The sequence below is a fragment of the Sphingobacterium alkalisoli genome, assembly GCF_005049105.1.
Lineage (GTDB): Bacteria > Bacteroidota > Bacteroidia > Sphingobacteriales > Sphingobacteriaceae > Sphingobacterium > Sphingobacterium alkalisoli.
Genome location: NZ_SUKA01000002.1, coordinates 324,578 through 346,965, shown reverse-complemented (window position 1 = coordinate 346,965; position 22,388 = coordinate 324,578). Strand labels below are relative to the sequence as shown.

Annotated in this window: 20 protein-coding genes; 15 read left to right on the top strand and 5 right to left on the bottom strand. The window is 37.7% G+C overall.

Annotated features, from left to right (window positions below; all coding sequences use genetic code 11):
- Positions 1 to 87: 87 nt before the first annotated feature.
- Positions 88 to 1,110 (top strand): helix-turn-helix transcriptional regulator, encoded by a 1,023-nt coding sequence (locus FAZ19_RS07175; protein WP_136820040.1) that lies wholly within the window; start codon positions 88 to 90, stop codon positions 1,108 to 1,110.
- Positions 1,111 to 1,435: 325 nt separating this feature from the next.
- Here FAZ19_RS07175 and FAZ19_RS07170 read toward each other — a convergent pair whose 3' ends face one another.
- The 5 genes from FAZ19_RS07170 to FAZ19_RS07150 form a co-directional block, all read right to left on the bottom strand.
- Entirely contained in the window at positions 1,436 to 3,619 is a 2,184-nt protein-coding gene (locus FAZ19_RS07170) for a hypothetical protein (RefSeq protein WP_136820039.1), read from the bottom strand.
- Between the two features lie 25 nt (positions 3,620 to 3,644).
- Complete coding sequence (locus FAZ19_RS07165) at positions 3,645 to 3,866, bottom strand: hypothetical protein (protein ID WP_136820038.1); 222 nt, start codon at positions 3,864 to 3,866, stop codon at positions 3,645 to 3,647.
- Between the two features lie 36 nt (positions 3,867 to 3,902).
- Positions 3,903 to 7,634: an AAA family ATPase gene (locus FAZ19_RS07160; RefSeq protein WP_136820037.1), complete on the bottom strand. Its 3,732-nt coding sequence runs from the start codon at positions 7,632 to 7,634 to the stop codon at positions 3,903 to 3,905.
- A 1-nt stretch (position 7,635) separates the two neighbouring features.
- The gene (locus FAZ19_RS07155; RefSeq protein ID WP_136820036.1) at positions 7,636 to 8,877 is read right to left on the bottom strand and encodes an exonuclease SbcCD subunit D; all 1,242 of its coding nucleotides are present in this window, start codon (positions 8,875 to 8,877) and stop codon (positions 7,636 to 7,638) included.
- A 178-nt stretch (positions 8,878 to 9,055) separates the two neighbouring features.
- Entirely contained in the window at positions 9,056 to 10,096 is a 1,041-nt protein-coding gene (locus tag FAZ19_RS07150; protein ID WP_136820035.1) for a PD-(D/E)XK nuclease family protein, read from the bottom strand.
- A gap of 836 nt (positions 10,097 to 10,932) precedes the next feature.
- Here FAZ19_RS07150 and FAZ19_RS07145 point away from each other — a divergent pair.
- The 14 genes from FAZ19_RS07145 to FAZ19_RS07080 all read left to right on the top strand — a co-directional run bounded on the left by FAZ19_RS07145 (position 10,933) and on the right by FAZ19_RS07080 (position 22,378).
- On the top strand, positions 10,933 to 11,904 hold the full coding sequence (locus FAZ19_RS07145; protein ID WP_136820034.1) for a sensor histidine kinase: 972 nt from the start codon (positions 10,933 to 10,935) through the stop codon (positions 11,902 to 11,904).
- Complete coding sequence (locus FAZ19_RS07140; protein WP_136820033.1) at positions 11,894 to 12,595, top strand: LytR/AlgR family response regulator transcription factor; 702 nt, start codon at positions 11,894 to 11,896, stop codon at positions 12,593 to 12,595. The genes FAZ19_RS07145 and FAZ19_RS07140 overlap by 11 nt, the downstream gene beginning before the upstream one ends.
- A gap of 106 nt (positions 12,596 to 12,701) precedes the next feature.
- On the top strand, positions 12,702 to 13,409 hold the full coding sequence (locus FAZ19_RS07135; protein WP_136820032.1) for a hypothetical protein: 708 nt from the start codon (positions 12,702 to 12,704) through the stop codon (positions 13,407 to 13,409).
- Positions 13,410 to 13,670: 261 nt separating this feature from the next.
- Entirely contained in the window at positions 13,671 to 14,618 is a 948-nt protein-coding gene (locus tag FAZ19_RS07130; RefSeq protein ID WP_136820031.1) for an SRPBCC family protein, read from the top strand.
- Between the two features lie 159 nt (positions 14,619 to 14,777).
- Entirely contained in the window at positions 14,778 to 15,344 is a 567-nt protein-coding gene (locus FAZ19_RS07125) for a dihydrofolate reductase family protein (protein WP_136820030.1), read from the top strand.
- A gap of 223 nt (positions 15,345 to 15,567) precedes the next feature.
- On the top strand, positions 15,568 to 16,017 hold the full coding sequence (locus FAZ19_RS07120) for an RDD family protein (RefSeq protein WP_136820029.1): 450 nt from the start codon (positions 15,568 to 15,570) through the stop codon (positions 16,015 to 16,017).
- A gap of 9 nt (positions 16,018 to 16,026) precedes the next feature.
- Positions 16,027 to 16,242: a hypothetical protein gene (locus FAZ19_RS07115; RefSeq protein WP_136820028.1), complete on the top strand. Its 216-nt coding sequence runs from the start codon at positions 16,027 to 16,029 to the stop codon at positions 16,240 to 16,242.
- A gap of 33 nt (positions 16,243 to 16,275) precedes the next feature.
- Positions 16,276 to 17,733 (top strand): DUF6794 domain-containing protein, encoded by a 1,458-nt coding sequence (locus FAZ19_RS07110; RefSeq protein WP_136820027.1) that lies wholly within the window; start codon positions 16,276 to 16,278, stop codon positions 17,731 to 17,733.
- Positions 17,734 to 17,808: 75 nt separating this feature from the next.
- The gene (locus tag FAZ19_RS07105; RefSeq protein WP_136820026.1) at positions 17,809 to 18,225 is read left to right on the top strand and encodes a hypothetical protein; all 417 of its coding nucleotides are present in this window, start codon (positions 17,809 to 17,811) and stop codon (positions 18,223 to 18,225) included.
- A 327-nt stretch (positions 18,226 to 18,552) separates the two neighbouring features.
- Positions 18,553 to 19,056: an RNA polymerase sigma factor gene (locus tag FAZ19_RS07100; protein WP_136820025.1), complete on the top strand. Its 504-nt coding sequence runs from the start codon at positions 18,553 to 18,555 to the stop codon at positions 19,054 to 19,056.
- An 11-nt stretch (positions 19,057 to 19,067) separates the two neighbouring features.
- Positions 19,068 to 19,673, top strand: a complete 606-nt coding sequence (locus tag FAZ19_RS07095; protein WP_188876096.1) for a hypothetical protein — start codon at positions 19,068 to 19,070, stop codon at positions 19,671 to 19,673.
- Positions 19,674 to 20,142: 469 nt separating this feature from the next.
- The gene (locus FAZ19_RS07090) at positions 20,143 to 21,198 is read left to right on the top strand and encodes a leucine-rich repeat domain-containing protein (protein WP_136820023.1); all 1,056 of its coding nucleotides are present in this window, start codon (positions 20,143 to 20,145) and stop codon (positions 21,196 to 21,198) included.
- Between the two features lie 180 nt (positions 21,199 to 21,378).
- On the top strand, positions 21,379 to 21,924 hold the full coding sequence (locus tag FAZ19_RS07085) for a hypothetical protein (protein ID WP_136820022.1): 546 nt from the start codon (positions 21,379 to 21,381) through the stop codon (positions 21,922 to 21,924).
- Positions 21,925 to 21,979: 55 nt separating this feature from the next.
- A complete protein-coding gene (locus FAZ19_RS07080; protein WP_136820021.1) occupies positions 21,980 to 22,378 on the top strand; it encodes a DUF5958 family protein in 399 nt (132 codons plus the stop codon).
- The last annotated feature ends 10 nt before the right edge of the window (positions 22,379 to 22,388 follow it).

Below are 22,388 nucleotides of genomic sequence, written 5' to 3'. Positions count from 1 at the left end.
ACTACTTGCATACAAAACTATCATACCACTATGCAATCTATTTGCACAGTAATGATTATCTTTAAAAAAAATCGATTACCTTAAAATATGGCTGCTAACAAACAAGCTCTGATACGGCACAGAATTATAGACAACTGCCTGTCCAATCCGCAAAAAAGGTATAGCTTCGATGACCTACTGGATTGTATAAATAAGGAATTGCAAGAAATAAACGGCGCGAATAGTGGCATCAGTATACGTACATTGCGTGGAGACATACAGCATCTCCGTAGCCCTGAAGGGGGAAATGCCCCTATAGAGTCTTATAAGAAGTATGGAAAATCGTACGTAAGATATAGTGACCCGGAATTCAAGTTGTACAACAAAAGCTTGAATGCTGCAGATATACAACAATTAAAAAATGCGCTGGAAACCTTATCAAAGATCGAGGGACTTCCTCAGATGGGCTGGGTGCAGGAACTTGGCACAAAGTTAGAAGAAACTTTTTTCCTCGAAAAGACAGATCAGCTGATAATGAGCCACGATAACAATAGATACCTCAAGGGGATAGAAAACCTAGGTAGGCTATTTCATGCTATACTCAACAAATCGACTCTACATATTCGCTACCAATCTTTTAAAAATGAGAAGGAGACAGCTTTTGACATATCTCCCTATCACCTTCGTGAATATAATAATCGATGGTTCTTGTTTGGCAGAAATAAAGGATATCCAAATCTGACCAATCTAGCACTAGACCGTATATTGTCCATAGACGAAGGTAAGCACACATATATAGAAAACACAGAATGGAATTTCGAAGAATATTTTGAAGACATTGTTGGCGTCTCGTTTGAGTCCAAAAGTGTAGAAAAAATTAGATTGTGGTTTAGTCCTGCTGCTGCTCCATATGTGATCTCAAAACCGCTTCATGGGTCACTAAGAAAAATATCGAATAATGAGACTGGCCTAATCATCGAAATCGAAGTGATACCCAATTTTGAACTAGAAACATTAATCTTATCCTACGGCGAGCAAACGAAAGTATTATCTCCAGAAAGCTTCAGAAACAAAATCAAGCACCGTGCGGATGCAATGATGAAGAATTATTTGGATACATCTAATTCATAAACAAACATTTCTAGTGTAGCGAATCTATCCTAGTTTGGATTATCATAGTGAATCAACTCTCGCTTTATAAGATAAAAGCAAGGTAATAACCTTGCTTTTAAAATAATGTAAGCTGACCGGGATAGGATCTACAATGTTGACTTACGTTCTCTAGACGGCCGTACCGTATTCTAGTATAAGATCTAACAAAAACAGGCCTATGGCCACTACATGTTGCACAATTTTTCATCGCGTAAAATTTTAGATTATTAAATAATCTTAATTCTCTAAATCTCCACGAGTCCTGTACGCTACTAAGATAAGTATTTTCTGAGCCTTTTAAAAATTACTTTAAAACTAAAACCGCTTTATATGTATCTACTAAGTGAAAAACGGACATATCTAATAGTGGCTCATACATAAAAGAGTTGACATGGATATTCTCAGGTGTCATTAAGTTTACTCTACCAATAATACCGAGGTTAGAACTATCTGGATATTTCTGCTGATATGCTGCTGTCAATTTTCTAGTTTGGTTATAATCAAGAATCTTTAAATCTAGATCAGGCAATTTGGATATCATGTATCGCTCAGCTCTAAGCCTAGACGCAATTGCCAAAATAATTTTATTCTCCAAATTTATTTGGTCAATACTACCCTCTTTAATAATACTATTAGCAACCTCAAATATAAAATCTTGGATTTTCGCACTTTCTTCAAAAGGGATCTCTGTCTCTGCGACTTTACTAAATCTATTCTTATATAGAGTTAGTAAGTCGCTTACTAAAATCTTATCGGAATTCTCTTTAAAATGCAGGCAACTAGTCAATTTATCATAATCATCACACTTATTCGAATCAGTATAATCGATTATATTTCTAACAAATGTAATTAAGCTGATAAACACCTTAGGATTGTCTATATTCTTGAGATAAGTCTTAAAAACATCATTCATATATAATCCATCTTTTAGAAATATATTCCTCTGATCGTCTCCAATTGCCATTGACGATTGCCTGTACAAATTTAGACGAGAGGATATTGTCCTATAAAAATCAAAGTTATGAGTAAGAATCAAAATCTTAAAAGTGTTTGACAAATGCAATTCATTAATGTATTCAATAATGGCATACTTGTTTTTGTAATCAAAAGAATCGGCCACATCGTCAAAAACTAAAAGTTGCTCAACAGCACTACTTTTCCTCGATTCTATTTCAAATAAAAATTGTAGAATGAAATACGCTCTCCGTTCCCCTCGGCTTAATATATTTAAAAGATCTTCTTTTCTTTTATTTACAGCTAATGGTTCGGTGCCATCCGAATAGAGGAAATCTAAACTTGCAGTTTGCTGTTTTAAAACTATATCATCATGATTCGTTAATACCACTTTAAAAGGAACATAGAAACGATTATTGAATTTATCGATAATTTGTGTCCATAACGCTGACTCCTTCTTAGCTTCCTCAACAATTTTCTCTAATTCAGACTTTTTAGATAAATAGAAATCGATTAAGCTCTTTGTTTCGGATTCTAACTCACTCAAAAAACTAACCCACACCTTTTCCTTGAAAGCGTCATAATCTTTTAATTCTACAAGCAATAAATTCTCTTTCTCGATGACTTTCTTGAAGGCTCTGAGCTCAACATTTGATGCTATAGCCTTATCGACTTTCTCGAAAGAAGCCTTTAATTTAACATCATTTACAATTCTTTCGATTTCCTGCTTAACGACGTCTTGCAACTGTTGGAAATTGAAAATTTCGGTATCATCCTCCAATACAAACTTATGCCCAGCATCAAAAAAAGAATTGTCCTCTATTGATTTTAACAATTCATTAGCTTGATAGGTTCCAAAGGACTTACCATCTGCTTCTTTGAAAAACTTAGAGTTTGCTAACAAGACCTTGTAATCTGACATATATTTGTCTAATACAGCAGTATTCTTATCCAAAAACTTTTTGACGTTTTCCTTTCTATCGAAAATATCATTATACCTGAAGTTATATTTACCAATTGTACTCGCGCCATTTCGAAATGCACGTTCTACTACATCAAAGAAAGTGTCTTTATGATTCTCTGAAAATGTTTCCATTATCTCCTTTTCACAATCGTAACTTTGAGACACAGCCTTTAGTTTTTTTATAAACTCTGTCTTTTGGAGCTCTAGTTCCGAATAAACAGTATCGTATTTTTGTTTAAGTTCTTTACTTGCAATAAATGAACTTATTTTACTGGATCCATCTATTCCGTCATTCTCAGCATTGATCACCAAAATACTTTCAGGTAAAATCTGCTCACCGTCAACCAATATATCATATCTAGATGTTCTAATTTCATACACTCTATCCCGAGGCATATTTTTTTTATCATCTTTAGCTATCGAGTCAAATGTTTTGGCAAAAGAAGTTTTCATTGTGCCATTTGGTGCATATATAAGGAAAGTGTTCGTCTGCTTATCTGCAAACTTAAATTCATGTTGGAATTTACCAATTCCAAAGCAGTACTCAAGATCTATTGAAAGTGTATTCATAGTTAGTTTTTATTTTTCCTCGTTATTACCTATCGTATTTAAATTTGACGTTTTTATTTATGTAACTATTCAACCCCTGTCCGGTGCTAGCTAACTTTTTCATAGCATCTACGTGGGTGCGACCTGCTTTTCTGTAGCTATAAGTATAAATTTTAGCAGTTCCTCTAAATTGAACACTGATAAATTCGGATCCAATCGCGTAAGCTAACACAGCAGAATCTCCTCCTAAGTTTCGATATCTTTCCATTTTTTATTTATTTAAACATCGTTAATAATTTTTTACTTATCCCAAAACCTCCACCTTACTCTTTCCGCTCTGCTGTTTACTCACCATAATCTGTACGGGAATCCGTTCCGTCATTTCCTGTACATGCGAAATGACCCCCACTTTGCGCCCCTGATTGTGCAGCCTTTCTAAGGCATCCATAGCGATATTGAGTGTCGTAGGGTCTAACGAACCAAAGCCTTCGTCGATAAATAAGGATTCTACTTTCATTCGGCTTGATGATAAAGAAGCGAGACCTAATGCCAAGGCAAGCGATACCAAAAATGATTCTCCACCTGAAAGCGAATAGACGGTACGTACTTCATCGCCCATATCCTGGTCGACGACCTGTAGACCAAGTGTTGTCGGAATACGTTCTATCTTGTATCGATTGGCCAATACTTGGAGGTGAATATTTGCATAGCCGAGCAAAACATCAAGCGTATATTCCTGCGCAATTTGCCGGAACTTCTTGCCATCGGCTGAACCTATGATTTCATTAAGCTTGCCCCAGCGTTCTGATATGATTGTCTGCGCAGCTATGCTTTTTAATAATTCGCCAATGCGTTCTTTATTGGATTTATCTTGCTGCAGTTTAAATCCAATTTCGCCCTTAGTCTGTTTCTTTTGCTCTGCATCTGTTCTTGTGGCGACGATCAATGCATTGAGTTCATCCAACGGTCGCTCGGATAAACTTTTTTGTCTATGCGTTGCCAGTTGATGCGTTCGTTCGTTGACGATGGATGTACCCTTCGTTACCTCCTCTTCTATTATCTGTAACGCAGTACGCTCGGTTTCGATCCAGTCGCTTGGTAATGAAAGTAGATCGTGGAGCGTATCCATAGTTAATGATAAGCTATGCTGTAGGTTATAACTATCAAGCCAGTTTTGCATTTTTTTAATCGCAACTGTGGTATCTGTTTCCAATACTTCTATTGCAGCAATTAATTCTTCCTGTTGTGTAAGGGCTTTAGTAATATCTATGCTTAATAGTTGTTGTACTTTTTTTAAGTCCTCGAGCTGCTGCTGAGCTGCTGTTATAGCTTGCTTTAATTGTACCTCGATATCCTCTGCGCTTTGGCCACGGAAAATAGCCTGGCGCTGGTTTTCTAACTCCTTATAGCTTTTATTCTGTAGGGTGTGCACCGCCTGTTTGTCGGAGCTTTCGCTTATCAGCTTTTTGGCCTGACTTTCCAGTTCATGGAGCGTTGCCGCCAGAATTCCGTGTTGGTGGTTGTTTTCTTCCAGCTTATCGGTATTCTCTTTCCATCTGGTCGCGAATGTATTGATGCGATCTAAGAATGGTGCTGGTGCACTCTTCCAATTCTCCATCCAATCCGGGGAATTGAAATAAGGACTAAGCAATTCTTCTACTTTTAGAATTGCGACGCGTGCATTTTCCCGTTGTATAGTTTGGTTCTGGTGCTGTTGGTGATAAAGGGCCAAGGCTGCCACCGTGTCTTTTAGTTGTCCGCTACAGCCATCGATAGACTCCTTCAAGTGGTCGAGTTCGGCTTTAATAGACTCCAACGCTATTTTTTGATTGTTATAAGACTGAATTTGCGTCTGTAAATTTCTTTGCGTTGTTTTAAGCGATTCGAGTTTTTCGTCGATCCATTGTGCTTTTATATCATTGCTTATATCCACACTTTCTTTTCCGACAGTGCTGCTTTCCCATTGTTGCACACTACCATGTAGTACGGACTTTTTCGTACTGATTTCCTCACTTTGCTCGTGAATGGTGAGCTGTAAGCTTTGACATTCCTGCTCCAATGCATTGTGTTGGCGATAACTATTAAGATAGGTTTGCTCATTTTCTAAATGAGTCGCTTCAAGCGTCGCTAATACATTGTTCAACTGCGGATTGTGCAGCGCGTAAGGATGATCCTCACTACCGCATACCGGACAGGGTTCATGGTCAACAAGTGTAGCTCTCAGCGCTTCTACATTTTCAGAAGCTGACAAACGTGCTTTGTGTAGCAGTTGTGCAGATGTCTCTTTCTGTATCTTTTCACTGGCGAGCTGTTGGCTAAGCGCTTGCATTCTTTCGGCCTTAGCCTTATAATCCGTCTGGTCTTTTAACTGCTTCTGCGTTAATCGCTCATAGCCTTCCATCTCGTGATAAAGCAACTGCCAGCGGGCCCGACCTTGTATAACCTCTTCTACAGCCCGATCGGTTTCTTCCTTTTCTTTACTAAGGGATTCGATAGCGACAAGCGATAATCCAATGGATTGCGCATCGTATGTCTTTTTGAGATCGTCCCATTCTTGCCTTTGCTTACCGAGTAAAGTTTCAAGCTCTCCCTTTTCCGTTTCCGCTTTAGTAATTTTTTGCTGTAATCCTGCAAGTTCGTTGACGGCGGACTGCAGCGCTTCCAAAAGCTTATGGGCATCCTGTAGCTTTGAGAGAATGATCTCTTTGTTTTCAGCAATGGGCCGGCGATCTATATTTTCTGCTTTCCATGCTTCAAGCTTCTCTATCTCAAGCAAAAGTTTAGTCAGGGCTGCTTGTTTATCCTCGACTACTTGTTGGTGTTGGCTGCTTTTCAACGAAGCTACATCTGCATCTTCTTTGGCTTTTACCAATTGATCTCTTTTTTCTAAAAGGAGGGTATCAAGTCGTCTAGCTTCGGCCAATAACGGAGCTGCATCATTAAACGCATTATTTTTTGCTTTTAGATCTGTTTCCAACGTTAGGAATTGGGCGTCTAATGCTAACTTTTGACCATCAAGCTGGGCTATGGATTCTTTTAGTGTCGTGAGAGTGGCTTTCTTATCTCCCTGCTGTTGTTGTGCATGTTTAAGGGCGTCTGACCAGCTTCTTGTTTTTTGGGCTTGCTCCGTATGAAATAGCTTTTGTTTCCGGTCGCTGGCATTCTCTTTTGCTTCTACAGCTTGCTGTAAAAGAATATGGGCGCTATGCTGTGCTGTGTGTAACTTCGCAAGCTCCTCATGCCAGTTGATTTCTGTTGTGAGGTCTTCTATTTCTTTTTCCTTTATCTTGATATCTGCCTCTAGCTGTAATCTTTCCTCATGCAGAGATTGGGTTTCTTCTTCGGTAAGAATTACGATGCCTTCTTTTCGGAAATTAAGGTCACGAAGTTGCTGCTCTTCAAGTTTATAGTTATCGTATATCCTTTTCGATATTTCGGAATAGATATGTGTACCGGTAAGTTTCTCGAGAAGGGACGATTTTTCATCCTTGCTCGCTTTCATGAAGGCGGTAAAATCGCCTTGCGCAAGTAATACAGAACGCGTAAACTGCTCAAAGTTTAAGCCTACCAAACGCTCTATTTCTTTATAGGTTTCTGCTTTCTTGCCCGGTATATCGATATGTGATGTGATGTTTTTTAATACGATCGAGTCGGCCTGCATGCTGCCTTCGGCTTTGTTTCTGGCACGACGTACACTCCATGTGCTACGGTATTGCTGCCCGTCGATGCCTACAAAATCTACTTCTGCAAATCCTTCGGCGGTGCCATCCCGCAAGATACCCCGCACATCGCCTTGGCCAATCTTGGTTCCCTGAACGTCATGAATTTCAATACCTACTTCTTTTGCCTGAAGATATCGAGGTGTTTTGCCATACAGTGCAAGACATAGTGCATCAAGGATAGTGGACTTGCCTGCTCCTGTCGATCCCGTAATGGCAAATATTCCGGCCGAGCACAAAGGTTCGGAAGTGAAATCTATTTCCGTCTGTCCTTCTAACGAGGCTAGGTTTTTAATTCGAATAGCTAATATCTTCATCTTATTCGGCGGCTTGGTTTACTTCCTGGGCTACTTGCTGAAATAGCTGCAAGATATCGGTAGGTACTTCGGTGCTATATCGGGATTGATAAACTTTAGCGAACACGTCTAAGGGTTGTAGTTCGTTGAGCTTATCGTGTGTAATAAACTCTGCTGCTTCACTTTTAGAGCTGGGGTATTTTACATCGATCTTAGCGAGTCTAACATTCTTACCTATCAAAGCTGTTTCTACTTTGTGTCGTAAATCTGGTTCGGGTCCATCGAGCAGTACGCGCACCTCGAGATAGGGAATTGTTTCTGCTACATTACCTTTTGCAGGCAATTGCTCTAACAACGTAAGGACTTCTGGCAACGGTTGGGCATTAAGTGGGATCCGTTGAAGCGGAACAAATACTGGAATTTCAATCGATCTGAGGTTACTGACCTCCGCATCCAATTCAAAGGTGATAACTTGATGCTTATAGTTTAACTCGGAGAATGACATAGGAAGCGGACTCCCGGAATAGCGGATATGCTCTTTCCCGCCTATGCGCTGCGCTTTGTGAATATGGCCCAACGCGACGTATTTTATTTCAGGATTAAATGCTTGTGCCGAGATACTCTCTACTCCTCCCATAATAAGACGCTCCGCTTTATCTAAATCGGTTACCTCGGCTTGTTGGGCATGCAAATGCCCCATAGCGATGATAGATTGCTTTTCTTGTTTATTCTGCTGGATGTATTCAAAGGCTTTGCTGTATAAGGCGGTTACTCCCTCTGTATAAGGATTTGTACAATCTGGAACTGATGGATAGTCGCCCATGCGTAAAAACGGAACTGCAAGACACCACACACGGACTGTTCCCGATGCATCGTGCAACGGTACGGCCATCTTTTTATAATCTATTTCTCCTTCTTCGTCCTTTTCTACCACGCCTATGATATGAACATTGGAGGATTCTAGAAGTGGCTTGGGTGCTTCTAAGCGGGAAGCTGAGTCGTGATTGCCTGCTGTGATAACAATTTGTACATCCGGGTTCGCCCTTGTGGCTTGGTTCAAAAATGTATAGAACATTTTTATCGATGCCGCCGCTGGGTTCGAAATATCGAAAACATCGCCACTGACCAGTAAGACATCAATTTGTTCTGTTTCTAGTGTCTGCACCAGCCAGTCTAAGAACTGTTGATGTTCGTAGGTACGGTCGTATTCGTGAAACAGTTGACCGATGTGCCAGTCTGCTGTATGAAGGATTTTAAGTACCATAGTTTATTATTTATAAAAAAAATAATGCATAAACCTTTTTACTGATAGCTTCTGCGTAGTGGCATTTCTAAATAAATTTTTTACCGTTAACATCTTATGTGTTTTAAAAATTATCTATTTTTTATAAACTTACGTGAGCTTCCTAAATTGATTTTATGTCCTATAAGAAACTGCATGACTAAATAGACGGAGATGATACCTCTCGATCGTTCACTCCTTCGTTTATAAAAGATTTTTTTACGAATATATGTCCGTTATTATCCAAAAAAATCTTAAACCGTTCAAAAGCATTTTGGTACCAGCATGTGATTTCCATAGAAGGGTCTTCTATATTAAGATATTCGGCAAGTTGTTGGGTTCGATGTATAGCAATTCCATTTATAGAGCTGACAAATTTGAATCCTAATTTTTCTGCATCAGAAAATGCTTGTTCATAACTGGAATCCCTAGAGATGAACAGGTGGACATTCAATAATTGAGTATCCAAATCAATGCTATACATAATCTCATTGTATATCTCGAGATTCAAAATATTTGTTATGCGGTATCCTATCCTATTATCCTTGTTGATACCAAACTTTGATTTGCTTGCATTATCTGTTCCTACTCTACCAAAACAGGCTTCAAAATCTTTTTTGCTATTGCTCAAATAGTGATCGAAAGTCTTTAACGTATCTTGTAGTACTTCTGCTGCTTTCAGTTTCTCCGCTGTAATTTGAAAATTATCGGCCATTTTTTGGGTTTTTAAAAATTCGTAATAATCTGTTAAATATGGTTTACCGTGATACTGGCTTAATAGCTTTGCAACGTGATGCCAAGTAAACTGAAAAAAGTCATGCTTGCTAATTTCTTTTTCTTCTCGGTACTTGGTACAATAGCGAAGCAGTGTTTTCTTCCCTTTAATATTATCCAATACTTCGCAATATCTATCCAGTTGTTCGTTGCCTTCTGAAGATTCTACCTTTATCTCGATAAAACAAAGTATATCTTCGCTTTCAAGCACCAGATCTATTTTACAATTAGGTCGTGATTCTAATGTATAATATTGTTGTGTTTTCGCTGAATATGTTCGATCTGGCAGTCCTGCCATTTGATAAAAGGACCGAGCAAAATCCGACTCGCACCGCAACAGGCCCGCTAGGATTTCTGTTGCGAAATCTTCTGATGCTCTTCTGCCTGTAGTATCCTTAGGTGAAATTTTAAAGAGGTTTATAAACATTATAAATGGTATTTATTTTTTTGAAATGAGTTGATCGCAACATGCTGTTCACACTCTTTTCGTTGTCAACTGATATAGCACTTTTGGGATTACGGTTAATAATCTGTCTCTAAGATAATTAATGCATCTCATATTTCAAAGCCAGGTGAATGCATCTTTTTACTTTTGTAGTGAATAAACTACATATAGCCACCCTCACGGAATGAAGCTTTTATTCACTGCTATCGTATGGCACAGCAGACTCCTACGCTATTGCCTAGCTGATTCCGTCTTATATACTTATCTCGGCCTACAGCCTTTGGATCGCCAAAAAGGTATCGTTCTAATGATTGTTTTTGCTTTCATAGTATATATCATCTTGTATTCGCTATCAAAGGTACTCTGCTAACGGATGCGGACAATACGGAAAACCGTAAAAGAAGTGGAATAGGGATATTAGAAAATGTAGTAACCAGAGGCGCAAACAGCGGCAGACGTATCCGCCGACATCTACAGTAAGTGGTGCAAAAATAATACATTGAGTTACTATAAATGAGTAGTATCTGGCGGTAGGCGCTGCTCCTGGCATAGGTAAAAAGGGAGAACCGCCTTGAGGTTGTTAAGTTTTGTTAAACCAGCTATGGGTTATAAATTTTGGCATTTTGTTTGCACCAATATTAGTATTCATAATTTAGGTTAATAATTGGTTAGTTAAAAATCCTGAAGCTCCCCGCTTCAGGATTTTTGTTTGATAAGAATCTCAGCCTGTAGCGAAACCGTCGACAATTTTAACCAAACCGTAGATTCTATTTTGTATTGCTGTATATTCAATAGATTTTTAGGGAAAACTTTAAAAAATGAAAAAATCCACAATACTTTATTTCCATTTAGCCTTCTGGTCCATTCTATTTTTTTCTTTCTTCGTATCTCAGTTTATTTTCAAACATTTGACAGTGCAGGAATACGGAAAGATTGCACGTTATGGTACGTATGTAATACCAATATCGTTCTACCTCGGATACTTGGTTGCCTTTCAGACCAGAAAAAGGAGAAAATTACTAATATCAATAGTAGCTGGACTGCTGGCTTTATTTGCAGTCATCTACATATTATCGCCAAAGACGGCTGCCCAGCTTTCTATATTTTTCACGACAATCCCTCTCTGGCTTACGATAGGATTTATTTTTAAGTTTTTTATTGACTGGTTTAAAAAGAAAGAGAAAATCAACCGGCTGGAAAAGGAAAGTCTACAAAGTAGGCTCGATTTACTAAAAAGCAATATAGCTCCTCATTTTATATTTAACACATTACATAACATTGATACGTTGATATTTACACACCAGAACAAGGCTTCAGAATCCATTATCAGATTAGCTGATATAATGCGTTACATGCTGAAGGATGCAAATGTAGATCGCACGGTACTCCAATCGGAAATCACAAACATTGAAAATTATATTGAACTGGAAAAGCTACGTTGGAAAGATCCACTTTTCTTAAATCTGGCAGTGAAAGGTGATTTTACAAAATTAGAGATTGCACCGATGCTATTAATACCTTTTGTAGAAAACGCTTTTAAACATTCTCTTGATTCTAACATGAAGGATGGTATTACGATCTCGATCGAAGCTCAAAACAGATCACTATCTTTCAGCTGCCAAAATTACTTTGACGGATCCTCAATAAGTACAGATGGATCGCACGGAATCGGTTTGGCAACAGTAAAAAAAAGATTAAATTTGATTTACCCGCATAGACATTCATTAAGAATAAGTGATTCCGATGGTCTTTATACTGTTAATTTAGAGATTACATTGGATGAAAATTAATTGTATTGCTATCGAAGATGAGCCTTTGGCTCTTCTAAAAATTACGGAATTTGTCAGAGATGTAAAATACCTGAATTTGGTACACGTTTTTGATAATGCTCTCGAGGCGCTATTGTATCTAAAGGATAATACGATCGACCTGGTATTTTTGGATATTCAGATGAAAGGTCTCTCTGGAATGGCTTTTCTCGAGGCCTTACAGTCGAAACCAAAAATCATAATTACCTCTGCGTACGACGAATATGCGCTTAAAGGATATGAGTTTGATATTACTGATTACCTATTGAAGCCGTTTACTTTTGAGCGGTTTTTGAAGTCTGTGGATAAGGCTTATAATACGTTATATAACCGTGAGAAAAACATAAGGACGGACTATATTTTCCTTAAAGTGGAAAATAGATTAGAAAAAGTAGAGCTTGAAAGTATATTGTTTATAAAAGGAATGAGTGATTATCTGCAATTTGTATGTGCTGAGAAAAGTATAATGACGCTTTTAACATTTAACGAAGCATTAGAGCTGCTTCCAGCCGAAAATTTTCAACGTACACATCTTTCCTATGTGGTCGCGACTTCTAAAATAGATAATATCGAGCGCAACCGTATCAGGATTGGTAAAGATACAATTCCCATCTCTGATAGTTACAAAGAGGCCTTTATGAAGCATCTCAAACAATATAAGCTATTATTGTAAGACCTGCTCTGGCCGGAACAGGGCATAGCGTATGGTGAAACGAATATTACGCATTAAATTTAGCATGAGAATCACTATCATTGTAGAAGTCAATTAATTGTGATCCATGAGAACGGTATTTATTTTATGCTTAACTTTTATTTATGCATTGGAGTCCTATGCTCAGTTTGAAGGAGAATTGTTGTATAAGTTTAATGTATCGAGCAAACTAATTGACTCTCTTAAAAGGGGTATGGCGGATAGTGAACTTAGGGAGGCTACAGAATATTTTGATTCGCTAAGGGTGTTTATTAAAGGGAATGACTACGCTGTTTGGAAGAACAATAAAACCGATGAGAAAAATATACTGATACAGCGAAATAATAGAATCTACACAATTGCTAAAGTTATATTATCTCGTAAAAAGGAGAGAATTCTACTTGCAACGGATTTGACAAACTCTGTATACAACAAAGACAATTTTACGGCGTACAATACAGATGCCATTACAATTTCAGATGTCGATTTCTTTTCAAAAAAATGTAAGCAGTATGTATTGAAAGATCCGGCAATTACAGAGACGTTTATAGTAGCCGACGAGCAAGACTACACAACCGATATCAATAAAAATTACCTCGTACCGCCTTACACTGGTCACAATTTAAATTCGCCACACTATACTCCTTTCAGAAACAGGATTATATACTATTATCAGCTCGACTTTAATGGATTCAGCTATTCCTTTACGTTAATAGACATAAAAGCTCAAAAGCTTCCTGAGAGCATTTTCATAATTCCACTAACGGATAAAAAAGGGATTATTAAAGAACCGTAAGCTTCTGTTTAATTTAGTAAAACTTAAGACCGTATACAAATCCATTTCTCCTCTAATAAAACTTCGTGAAACGAACTATTAGAAATCGTAAACGAAAGTTGACAAATAATTCCTATTTTAGTACTTCAAACTGATCTAAATTGACTTAAAATACATGATGCATATAACCTTTGCGAAATTCACCATGACTAAATCCAACGGACACATAGGGATAATGGTTTCAAACCAATGGGTGCAAATTTCCTGACAAATTAAAGCCGTATGAAAAAAAACACCTTGATAGTTATTGGAATTCCGGTATTATATGCGGTTGTTCTTCGGCTTTTTTTTGGCATCGACACATGGAACGAGCTGTTCTCGGTGATGTCAATCACGTTTTTATTTCTATTGCCGACAATCGTTGGTGCTTTGACGGTTTACCTGTCACCCCCCGAAAAAGCAAAAAACATAGCCTATAGAATATGTACTCCTTGGATACCTATCTTTCTTTTTTTAATCATCACGCTAGTTTTAAAGGTTGAAGGTTGGGCATGTTGGTTAATGATATTGCCTGCATTTTTAATAGCAGCTTCTATTGGAGGAGTGATTGGCGGCTACTTAAAGACAAATAGAACAAACAACAGGCTCAGCATCTCCCTTTTGGTACTTCTGCCCTTTTTCGCCGGTCCACTTGAAAGCCTGATTGAAAAAATCCCAGCAACTTATACGGCCTATACGCATATTGACATCGACGCACCAGCAGAAAAGATTTGGGACAATGTAACCCGTGTAAAGGAAATCCCCAGTGAACTGGATAAGGGATATTTGACTAATATACTGGGATTTCCTCGACCAGTTAGAGCAGAACTGGATTTTGAAGGTGTCGGAGCATATAGAGAAGCTGTTTTCACAAAAGGGCTTGTATTCCACGAAACAGTCATAGAATACATCGACAATGAAAAAATGGTCTTTACTATAAAAGCATATCCACACGAAATCCCGTCTACCACGTTAGATGAACACATCGTGATCGGCGGAGATTATTTTGATGTTCTAAATGGAACATATGAACTTGAAAAATTGGCAAATGGTCTCCACCGCTTACATTTATACAGCCATTTCAAAATGAATACTACTTTTAACTTCTATGCGGGTTGGTGGGGAAAATGGATTATGAAGGACATTCAGAACAACATTTTGCAAATTGAAAAAGAAAGGTCTGAAGAGTAATTCAATGAAAAAGTTAATCTTAAACAATCTAACCCTAGCCTGGGTATTAGCACGGGTAAATTAAACCCACCATCGAGCACATGTCGTCAAAAAAGCACCCCAAAGCAATGGTCTGTGTAAGACGACCTACCAAACCGACTAACCAGCAAAAAAGAAAATATGAAAAAAGTAATTGCAGCAATGAATATGACGCTTGACGGGTTTTGTGACCATACCTCAGGTGTTCCCGACGAAGAAGTACATCAACATTACGCTGATTTGTTGAGAAGCGCTGATACCGCTCTATATGGCAGGATAACCTACCAGCTTATGGAGTTTTGGCGAACCGTGCTGGAAAATCCTACAGGCGATAAAGCAATGGATGACTTTGCAGTCGCAATAGACAATACTCCGAAGATTGTTTTTTCCCGTACCTTGCAAAATGTAGATTGGAAAAGTGCAAAATTAGCTAGTCAAGACCTGGAGAAAGAAGTTTTGGAACTCAAACAACAATCGGGTGCACCAGTTTTTGTGTGCAGTCCGAGTTTGATTGTGGCTTTGACGAAACTTAATTTAATAGACGAATATCAACTTTGTATTCACCCTGTTATCGCAGGAAGCGGTTTGCCGTTATTTAAAAACATCAGCGAAAAAATTACGCTTAAACTCATAAAGACCAAAACGTTTAGCGGTGGTGCTGTTATCCTTTATTATGAACCAATAGCAGAAAAAACAACGAACGGCTAGCTAACACAGAAAAGTCAAAATCGTGGCAGAACGGTTTACCCTTAATTTAACTGATCTCAATATGAAACAGTCCTATCTACTGTAGGGTTTCCCGTGAAGCCCCCTCCTGTCCGATAAATATATTTGAAATAATTTCAAATTTACCAGATGTACTTAGCTCTTTCAGTTGTATTTATCGACAAACAACTTTATATTAGTGGAACAATTATTAACTATAAACCCGATGAATGAAACGACAACATATCATGAGAATATTCCGCAAGGATATGTAGAGGAGGTACACTATCCCGGACTACTTGAAAGAGTAAAAGCGATAGTAATCGATAACGTACTGGTGCTAGGATCTTTATTCCTTGTTTCGGCAATTATTTCTGCCTTTGGCGGTGCACCGGATAGTGTAAGGATAATCTGCCTGCTATTTATCTTCTTCTTGTACGACCCGCTGTTCACCAGCATTTTTGGCGGCACGGTTGGCCATATGATAATGGGATTGCGTGTAAAGAAAGAGCACGACGTAGGTAAAAACGTAATCTTTCCGCTTGCGATGGTACGCTTTATCGCGAAGGTGTTCTTGGGGGGTATTTCATTAATAACGGTATCTACCAATGCGCGAAAACGGGCTATCCATGATCAGATTGCGGGTACGATAGTGGTGTATGCTGGGCGTAAATAGATAGCAATTATGGAAATAACACTGTCAGAGTCAAGGAATATCACCGCACAAAACATCTTGCCTTTGTACCATTCTAATAAATGGAGTACCGCTAATAAGCCAAAGGACCTGTTGCTTGCACTTGTTAATTCGCATACACTGATTACAGCATGGAGTGGTGACACCTTGGTAGGACTTGGTATCAGAGATTATCGGTCTTGTGGAATACCCAAGCGATGTACATAAATGTTTGGGGATGAAATCTAATAAAAATAACTCATGAAATTCTACTACCTCAGCATTCTTTCTTACCTAATTTCCATAAATGTGTGCTTTGCACAATACGGTTTTTCTAATGGTATGCTACAGATAGGAACCGTCAATTCCCAAAATAGAATATTTAAAATTGTAAGCATGTCTTATGATGACCAATTCCCAACTACGAGAGGGAAGTCCATCGTTTACAAAAATGACAAAATATTATATGTGATACCGCGATCGTTTGACATCCTCCCGAACGAGCCAAATAGCTACTTAGCCATATCAAACGATGGATTGAGTGTCGTCTATCTCGTCACAAAAAGCTTTTTAGAGGATGATGAACACAAACATGTGACCCTCTACCATAAAGGGAAATTAAAAAAAGCATATACATTGGACGAATTTACCGGATGTAACTCGGCTATAACCGAATGCAATTTGTTCTATAGTAGTTATAATGAAACTATCAATCCTGTAAAAACAACGGAGGATGATAATCTATCAAAACAGACACGTGATGAAAATCACGTTGCCAAAGAAATATTATTGCGTAAACAACCTGTACTTATTAAAAACGATACGCTGTATTGCACGGATTCCCAAAAAAACACCACTGTATTAGATCTTAGAACAGGGCAAATTATCGGAAGAGCCCCTTTTTCTTCTTTTTATAATGCGCTAAAGGATCAACATACAGATAAGGCTGAAATCGTACGCTATGACAAAGCATATACCCAAATTAACGATTTTTTGAACCAGAGAACGAATAAAAAAGCATCTGAGGAAATAGCTGACCTATTGAACATGAGATATATTCATTTAGACTCTTCCAAAAGAAATCTATTTAAAGAGTATAGTGTAAGCGTAACGGGATTACTCGGTCAAGATGGCACATTTGAAATAGAGCAACTAACGGCGGAATCGCCTTTGAATAAAAATCTGATAGCAGATTATTTCGAATCGAACATATTCAAATCTGATTTCGTGAAAAAAGAAATCGGATTTGAATACTTCGAATACTTCTTTGGTACATATAGGAATGTCGATGAATCAATGGCAAAAAAAGAGCGTACCGCGGAAAGAATAGAACAAGAAAAAATAAAACAAGCTAACTTAATTGCTGATTCTATAGGTAATGTATATATTCCGAAAAATTTGAAAGAATGCTTCTCGCAGCTAAATATAATCTTAAAACCTGTTGATGTAGAAAAACTCAAATCGTCCGCAGGAATAAATTACCATATGGGATTAGGGATGTGGATCCGAAATAACTGGGGGCTCTGGGGAGCATCACGTCTTCAACAATATTTTATAAAGAGAGGATACAGTGATCCTGACAGCATATCTTCCGTTATCTTGGACAACTACATCAGTTGGCTCAACGGCGAAACTGATATTGCAGAGGCTTGGAAAAAAAACAATGTACCGAAAACATCAATCAGGAATTTACACGTGCCAATTATGAAAAAACGGTAACTTTTATTTCCGTCGATCTTGTTCTTAACGATATTCTTTTGAACAACAACGATAGGTTTCGCGCATATTCACTATATGCTATACTCGCCAACGTCGACAGTCATAGTTCCCGCTAATTATTCGGGTAAAATAGACTTGGTTTTAGCTGATATAAAGGAAAATATTTTGACAGTTGATACCAATGGAATTGGTTATATAAACCAATGGACATTCGATAAAACCTACACAAGGCCAATAGTTATAGATGGGAACGGTAATAACCTTGACAGTTTGCTAGTTGGTTTTAACCCAACTGCGTTCTATGGGGTTGGACAATCTTGCTGTATTGATAAAGAACAAGTCTATTCCAAAAGTTTTAAAATTGAAAGAAATAAAACAGAAGAGACATTTAAATACAGAAGTTTAACAGACCTTGTTGATAGAAGGATCACAAAGAAAATGAAGCCCGACAGATACACAATTATTCAGACAGAGACGACGGCAGAAAACTAATAGCTAATCTTAACCATAAATACAGTAAAACATATTTAGAACAAGCCCACGACGCTTCTTCTTCATACCGATTACAAATAGAGCCCCCCTTATGTCAATGTTTTTATTGTTTGGCCACATTCTCTCCTACTGAGATTGTAGAATGGATTGAAGAAAAGACCGGCGGAACCAAACTTTGATGAGCTTCAAAAGATTGGAAGCGTACCGGTGTCACCAAACTGTTGCTCTATTTCTTTTGCTTGGTGACAATGACTGAAAAATATTTCTATTTCTTGTGATTTTTGTTCATATTTTTCTACTAAAGACTCAGAAACAATTAATAGCTGAATGGTTGACATTATAAAACAACAAAAGGAGTTTACAAAAATCTTGGAAGAACACCTTGGGATACTATTAAAGATCTCGGCGGTTTATTCTAAAACTAGGCAGGATCGTGAAGACTTATTGGATGAGATGACGTATCAGCTATGGAAGTCATTTTCGACTTTTGAGGGACGGTCAGCACTGTCTACCTGGGTTTATCGCGTAGCACTCAATACAGCCCTTTCTAAATTGAAACAGGATAAACGACAGTCTTTGCTATTTTTTTGGGATAATAGTCCGAATTGGGATCAACATATTATTTCAGAAGATCCATCACTGTATGAAATGTATGACAAGCTTTATGAAACAATTGAAATGTTGAACGCATTTGACAAAGCAATCATTTTGCTGTACCTCGATCGTCATAGCCACGAGCAGATCGGTATCATTATGGGGATCAGTCAAAGCAATGTAGGCACGCGAATAGGACGGATAAAACATCAATTAAAAGATTTAGCAAGCAAATAAAAACATTGATTATGGAATTTTCAGAGTTAGAAAAAAATTGGCATATGTTTAGTAAACGTCTCGAAGAAAACACGAGGATCAATAAGAGAATATTGAACGAAATGATGACTCGCAAACCTAGGCATAGGATTAATCTGTTGCGCTGGGAATCGGGCATTCGTATGTTGCTGACTGTAGCATTGTGTGTTTTTCTTATAATACGTTTTGACACTACTATCTTGTCTTTACGTGGGGTGATGTTGGTATTTCTTGTTCTATTCGCTGGACTGGCTCATTACTTCGATACATTTCAGTTGTTTAAGCTATTGGGTAAGCTGGATTTTTCCAAGCCTGTGAAGCATATTAATATATTGTTTTTAGCCTATGAACAGAAGAAATTGTGGGTAAAGAAATTGACTACGATGTCCTATGTATTATTAATCCCTTTATTGGCCTATGTCCTTTTTACAAACGGGAACGCTTTATTGAAGGGTGGTATAGAATTTATACTTACGATTGTGATTGTCGCTGTAGGCGGTTTATTATTTTCGAGGTCCCGGCACAGGCTCATCCAAAGTCAAATAAGGAAATTAAGAGAGGAGATGGAGGAGTTAAATGAAAGCGAACGATCAGAATAGTCGCCGATTAAGTCATAAAAGTTTCGTCCATCTCATTAGTACTTGGGCATATAATAGAACGTCATTTTTTTGCGCCAAAAAACTTGACGTTAATAGACAATATGCGGACACAGACGGAAACAGCGACAGAAGGGATAGTATCTGGCAGTGGCCACTGCTGGCAGCATAGGTAAAAAAGAGAACCGTTTTTAGATTGTCACGTTTTTGTTAAACCAGCTATGGGTTATAAATTTTGGCATTTTGTTTGCTCCGATATTAGTATCATAATTTAGGTTAATAATTGGTTAGTTACAAAAATCCTGAAGCTCCCCGCTTCAGGATTTTTTGTTTGATAGGTGTTCGCAACTGTTGCTTTTTAAACGGCTGTTTGCTAACTTTATAGAACGAACCAAATTACTTAACATAGAAATGGATGATTTTTTGACTTTAAACCCACATTATCCATGAAACACAAAAACCAGCAACCAATATGATCTTAAAAAATGTTAACGAAATTCCCAGCACAGGTCGATTCCATATTTCAACCGGCATAACTGAAGATGATCTCATTAAAATTGTCCAAAATCCCAGAACAAAGTCAATTCAGTTTTCAGCACCTTTATCCGTCAATGAGATCGATCTGCTAGAAAAGGTAGTATATTCCAAAAGACCTGAAATTTCGCTTCGAATATTTGGCCATTATGGAAGCACCTGTGATCTTAACGTTATTGAACGTCTACCCTCTTTGCGAAGCTTTTCGGCTGATTGTCTAATTGATGCTCAAGGAATTGAGCTAGTTACACAGTTAGCTAACTTAGAACATTTGGGGGTGGGGATTTTTAATCTGAATAATTTTGACTTTTTGGATAGGATCAGCCCTAATCTTACAGAGCTTTATATCCACCAAACAAGGTCCAAAAAACCAAAAATCGATAGTATATCGAGGTTTTCGCAATTAGAATACCTGTTCTTGGAAGGCCAACAAAACGGAATTGAAGCACTTAGCTCTTTAAAAAGACTACAAAAGGTAGTGTTAAGATCCATTTCGACAAAAGATATCGACTACCTGAAATACCTGGAGAATCTGTGGTCCGTGGACGTTAAACTTGGTGGCATTCGGAATTTTGATGCATTAACCACTCTTCCGAATCTGAAATATTTGGAACTATGGCAAGTGAGAGATCTAGACGACTTATCGTTTATTTCCAAATTGCCTACATTGCAGAACCTGTTTCTTCAATCACTTAAACAGGTTAAAGCACTACCCAATTTTACGCACAACCAGTCTCTAAGAAGAGTATTCATGGAAAACTTAAAAGGACTCCAAGACTTATCTTCCCTAAGGAATGCTTCAGCGCTAGGGGAATTTATCTACATCTCAGCTCAAAACCAATTGCCTGAGAACATGTTGCCCGCACTTGAAAACCCAAATCTTAAGAAAATCTTATGTATGTTTGGAAGCAACAAAAAGAATCGCCATTTCAAAGAACTTGTGAAGCAATATAACAAAGAGGAATATCAGTATGAAGATTTCCAATATATCTAACGTATCATAACCCACTTTGACCGTTGTGAGTTTATTTTGTTGTATTTTTATGTTATACTTGGTATAACTTAAAGATATGAGATACTATAATAAAGTTCGACTAGATATCGGAATAGCCTTGATAGCGATGTTGACTTTCGGAGCTGATAGGAAGATAAAATTACTAATCAATTGAATATTATGAAACAATTAGCACTTACTATACTCGCCATTTTTTCATGCCTTTTAAATTATGCGCAGTCCCCTCCAGAAAGGGTTGCGGAAAAACTCGAAAAGAAACCCATTATATTTATTGATAGCATCCGCGTTGACATAGTGGAGATGCAAAAATACAATGCCGATCAAATAGCAGCAGTAACAGTATATAAAGACAGTGTTACATTAGGCATATTTGGAAACACTACTGATGGCGTAGTGTATATCGAAACCAAGGACTTTAGTAGGAAACGCTTCATTAATTATTTCAAGTCCAAATCGATCGAATTCAAACAGCTGTTGGAGTCCCTAGAAAACGACAACAGCTTTCAATACATCCTCAATGGAAAAGTATTAGCAGAGAATTATGAAGGAAATCTGGCTGCCATAGACGACAAAATTTTCAGATCGCTCACGATCATAGATAAAAAAGAACTGACTAGCAAATATGAAAACACAAGCAAAGATTTTGGGATATTAATCGCTTCTGATGTACCTGAAAATTTGTACGATGGAAAAAACAAATTTTAACGGGATGAACTTAAAAATGTGGGGAACTCTCTGCAAATGATATCCGAAGAACCAGATGACAAACACCGAAATATTGATAAATAGAATAGCTCAGGATCGAATTGAATTCCACGAAGGGTGTACTCTCCTATTAGATGATACGCAGTTCAATTTTGATGAACTGTTTGTTATACTAAGAAACTTCATCTTTAATTCCATTCCAGAAAAAACTAGCTACAGCACGAAAGCCTATCAAAACGCAATTCGAACAATTCCATTGAAACCAACTTTTACGCCGATTGTGATTTTAAATTCATATCCGACAAAAATAGCCTTCAATAAACTTAGTGAGCTCCCTGAGATCGAAAGAAAAAAGACCATAAAATCACTGCTGTGGATTTTCAAGATAACGGACACAGAAAGAAGAAGTACGGAATGCAAAAATGGACGCGGTCATGAATGGCATATAAATTAGAATACGAATC

Coding starts and splice junctions, on each gene's coding strand:
- FAZ19_RS07100 (WP_136820025.1), top strand. CDS start 18,553: ATGGTTGACATTATAAAACAACAAAAGGAGTTTACAAAAATCTTGGAA.
- FAZ19_RS07155 (WP_136820036.1), bottom strand. CDS start 8,877: ATGGTACTTAAAATCCTTCATACAGCAGACTGGCACATCGGTCAACTG.
- FAZ19_RS07120 (WP_136820029.1), top strand. CDS start 15,568: ATGAATGAAACGACAACATATCATGAGAATATTCCGCAAGGATATGTA.
- FAZ19_RS07135 (WP_136820032.1), top strand. CDS start 12,702: ATGAGAACGGTATTTATTTTATGCTTAACTTTTATTTATGCATTGGAG.
- FAZ19_RS07130 (WP_136820031.1), top strand. CDS start 13,671: ATGAAAAAAAACACCTTGATAGTTATTGGAATTCCGGTATTATATGCG.
- FAZ19_RS07125 (WP_136820030.1), top strand. CDS start 14,778: ATGAAAAAAGTAATTGCAGCAATGAATATGACGCTTGACGGGTTTTGT.
- FAZ19_RS07145 (WP_136820034.1), top strand. CDS start 10,933: ATGAAAAAATCCACAATACTTTATTTCCATTTAGCCTTCTGGTCCATT.
- FAZ19_RS07140 (WP_136820033.1), top strand. CDS start 11,894: ATGAAAATTAATTGTATTGCTATCGAAGATGAGCCTTTGGCTCTTCTA.
- FAZ19_RS07165 (WP_136820038.1), bottom strand. CDS start 3,866: ATGGAAAGATATCGAAACTTAGGAGGAGATTCTGCTGTGTTAGCTTAC.
- FAZ19_RS07080 (WP_136820021.1), top strand. CDS start 21,980: ATGACAAACACCGAAATATTGATAAATAGAATAGCTCAGGATCGAATT.
- FAZ19_RS07110 (WP_136820027.1), top strand. CDS start 16,276: ATGAAATTCTACTACCTCAGCATTCTTTCTTACCTAATTTCCATAAAT.
- FAZ19_RS07090 (WP_136820023.1), top strand. CDS start 20,143: ATGATCTTAAAAAATGTTAACGAAATTCCCAGCACAGGTCGATTCCAT.
- FAZ19_RS07115 (WP_136820028.1), top strand. CDS start 16,027: ATGGAAATAACACTGTCAGAGTCAAGGAATATCACCGCACAAAACATC.
- FAZ19_RS07150 (WP_136820035.1), bottom strand. CDS start 10,096: ATGTTTATAAACCTCTTTAAAATTTCACCTAAGGATACTACAGGCAGA.
- FAZ19_RS07095 (WP_188876096.1), top strand. CDS start 19,068: ATGGAATTTTCAGAGTTAGAAAAAAATTGGCATATGTTTAGTAAACGT.
- FAZ19_RS07085 (WP_136820022.1), top strand. CDS start 21,379: ATGAAACAATTAGCACTTACTATACTCGCCATTTTTTCATGCCTTTTA.
- FAZ19_RS07170 (WP_136820039.1), bottom strand. CDS start 3,619: ATGAATACACTTTCAATAGATCTTGAGTACTGCTTTGGAATTGGTAAA.
- FAZ19_RS07175 (WP_136820040.1), top strand. CDS start 88: ATGGCTGCTAACAAACAAGCTCTGATACGGCACAGAATTATAGACAAC.
- FAZ19_RS07160 (WP_136820037.1), bottom strand. CDS start 7,634: ATGAAGATATTAGCTATTCGAATTAAAAACCTAGCCTCGTTAGAAGGA.
- FAZ19_RS07105 (WP_136820026.1), top strand. CDS start 17,809: ATGCTATACTCGCCAACGTCGACAGTCATAGTTCCCGCTAATTATTCG.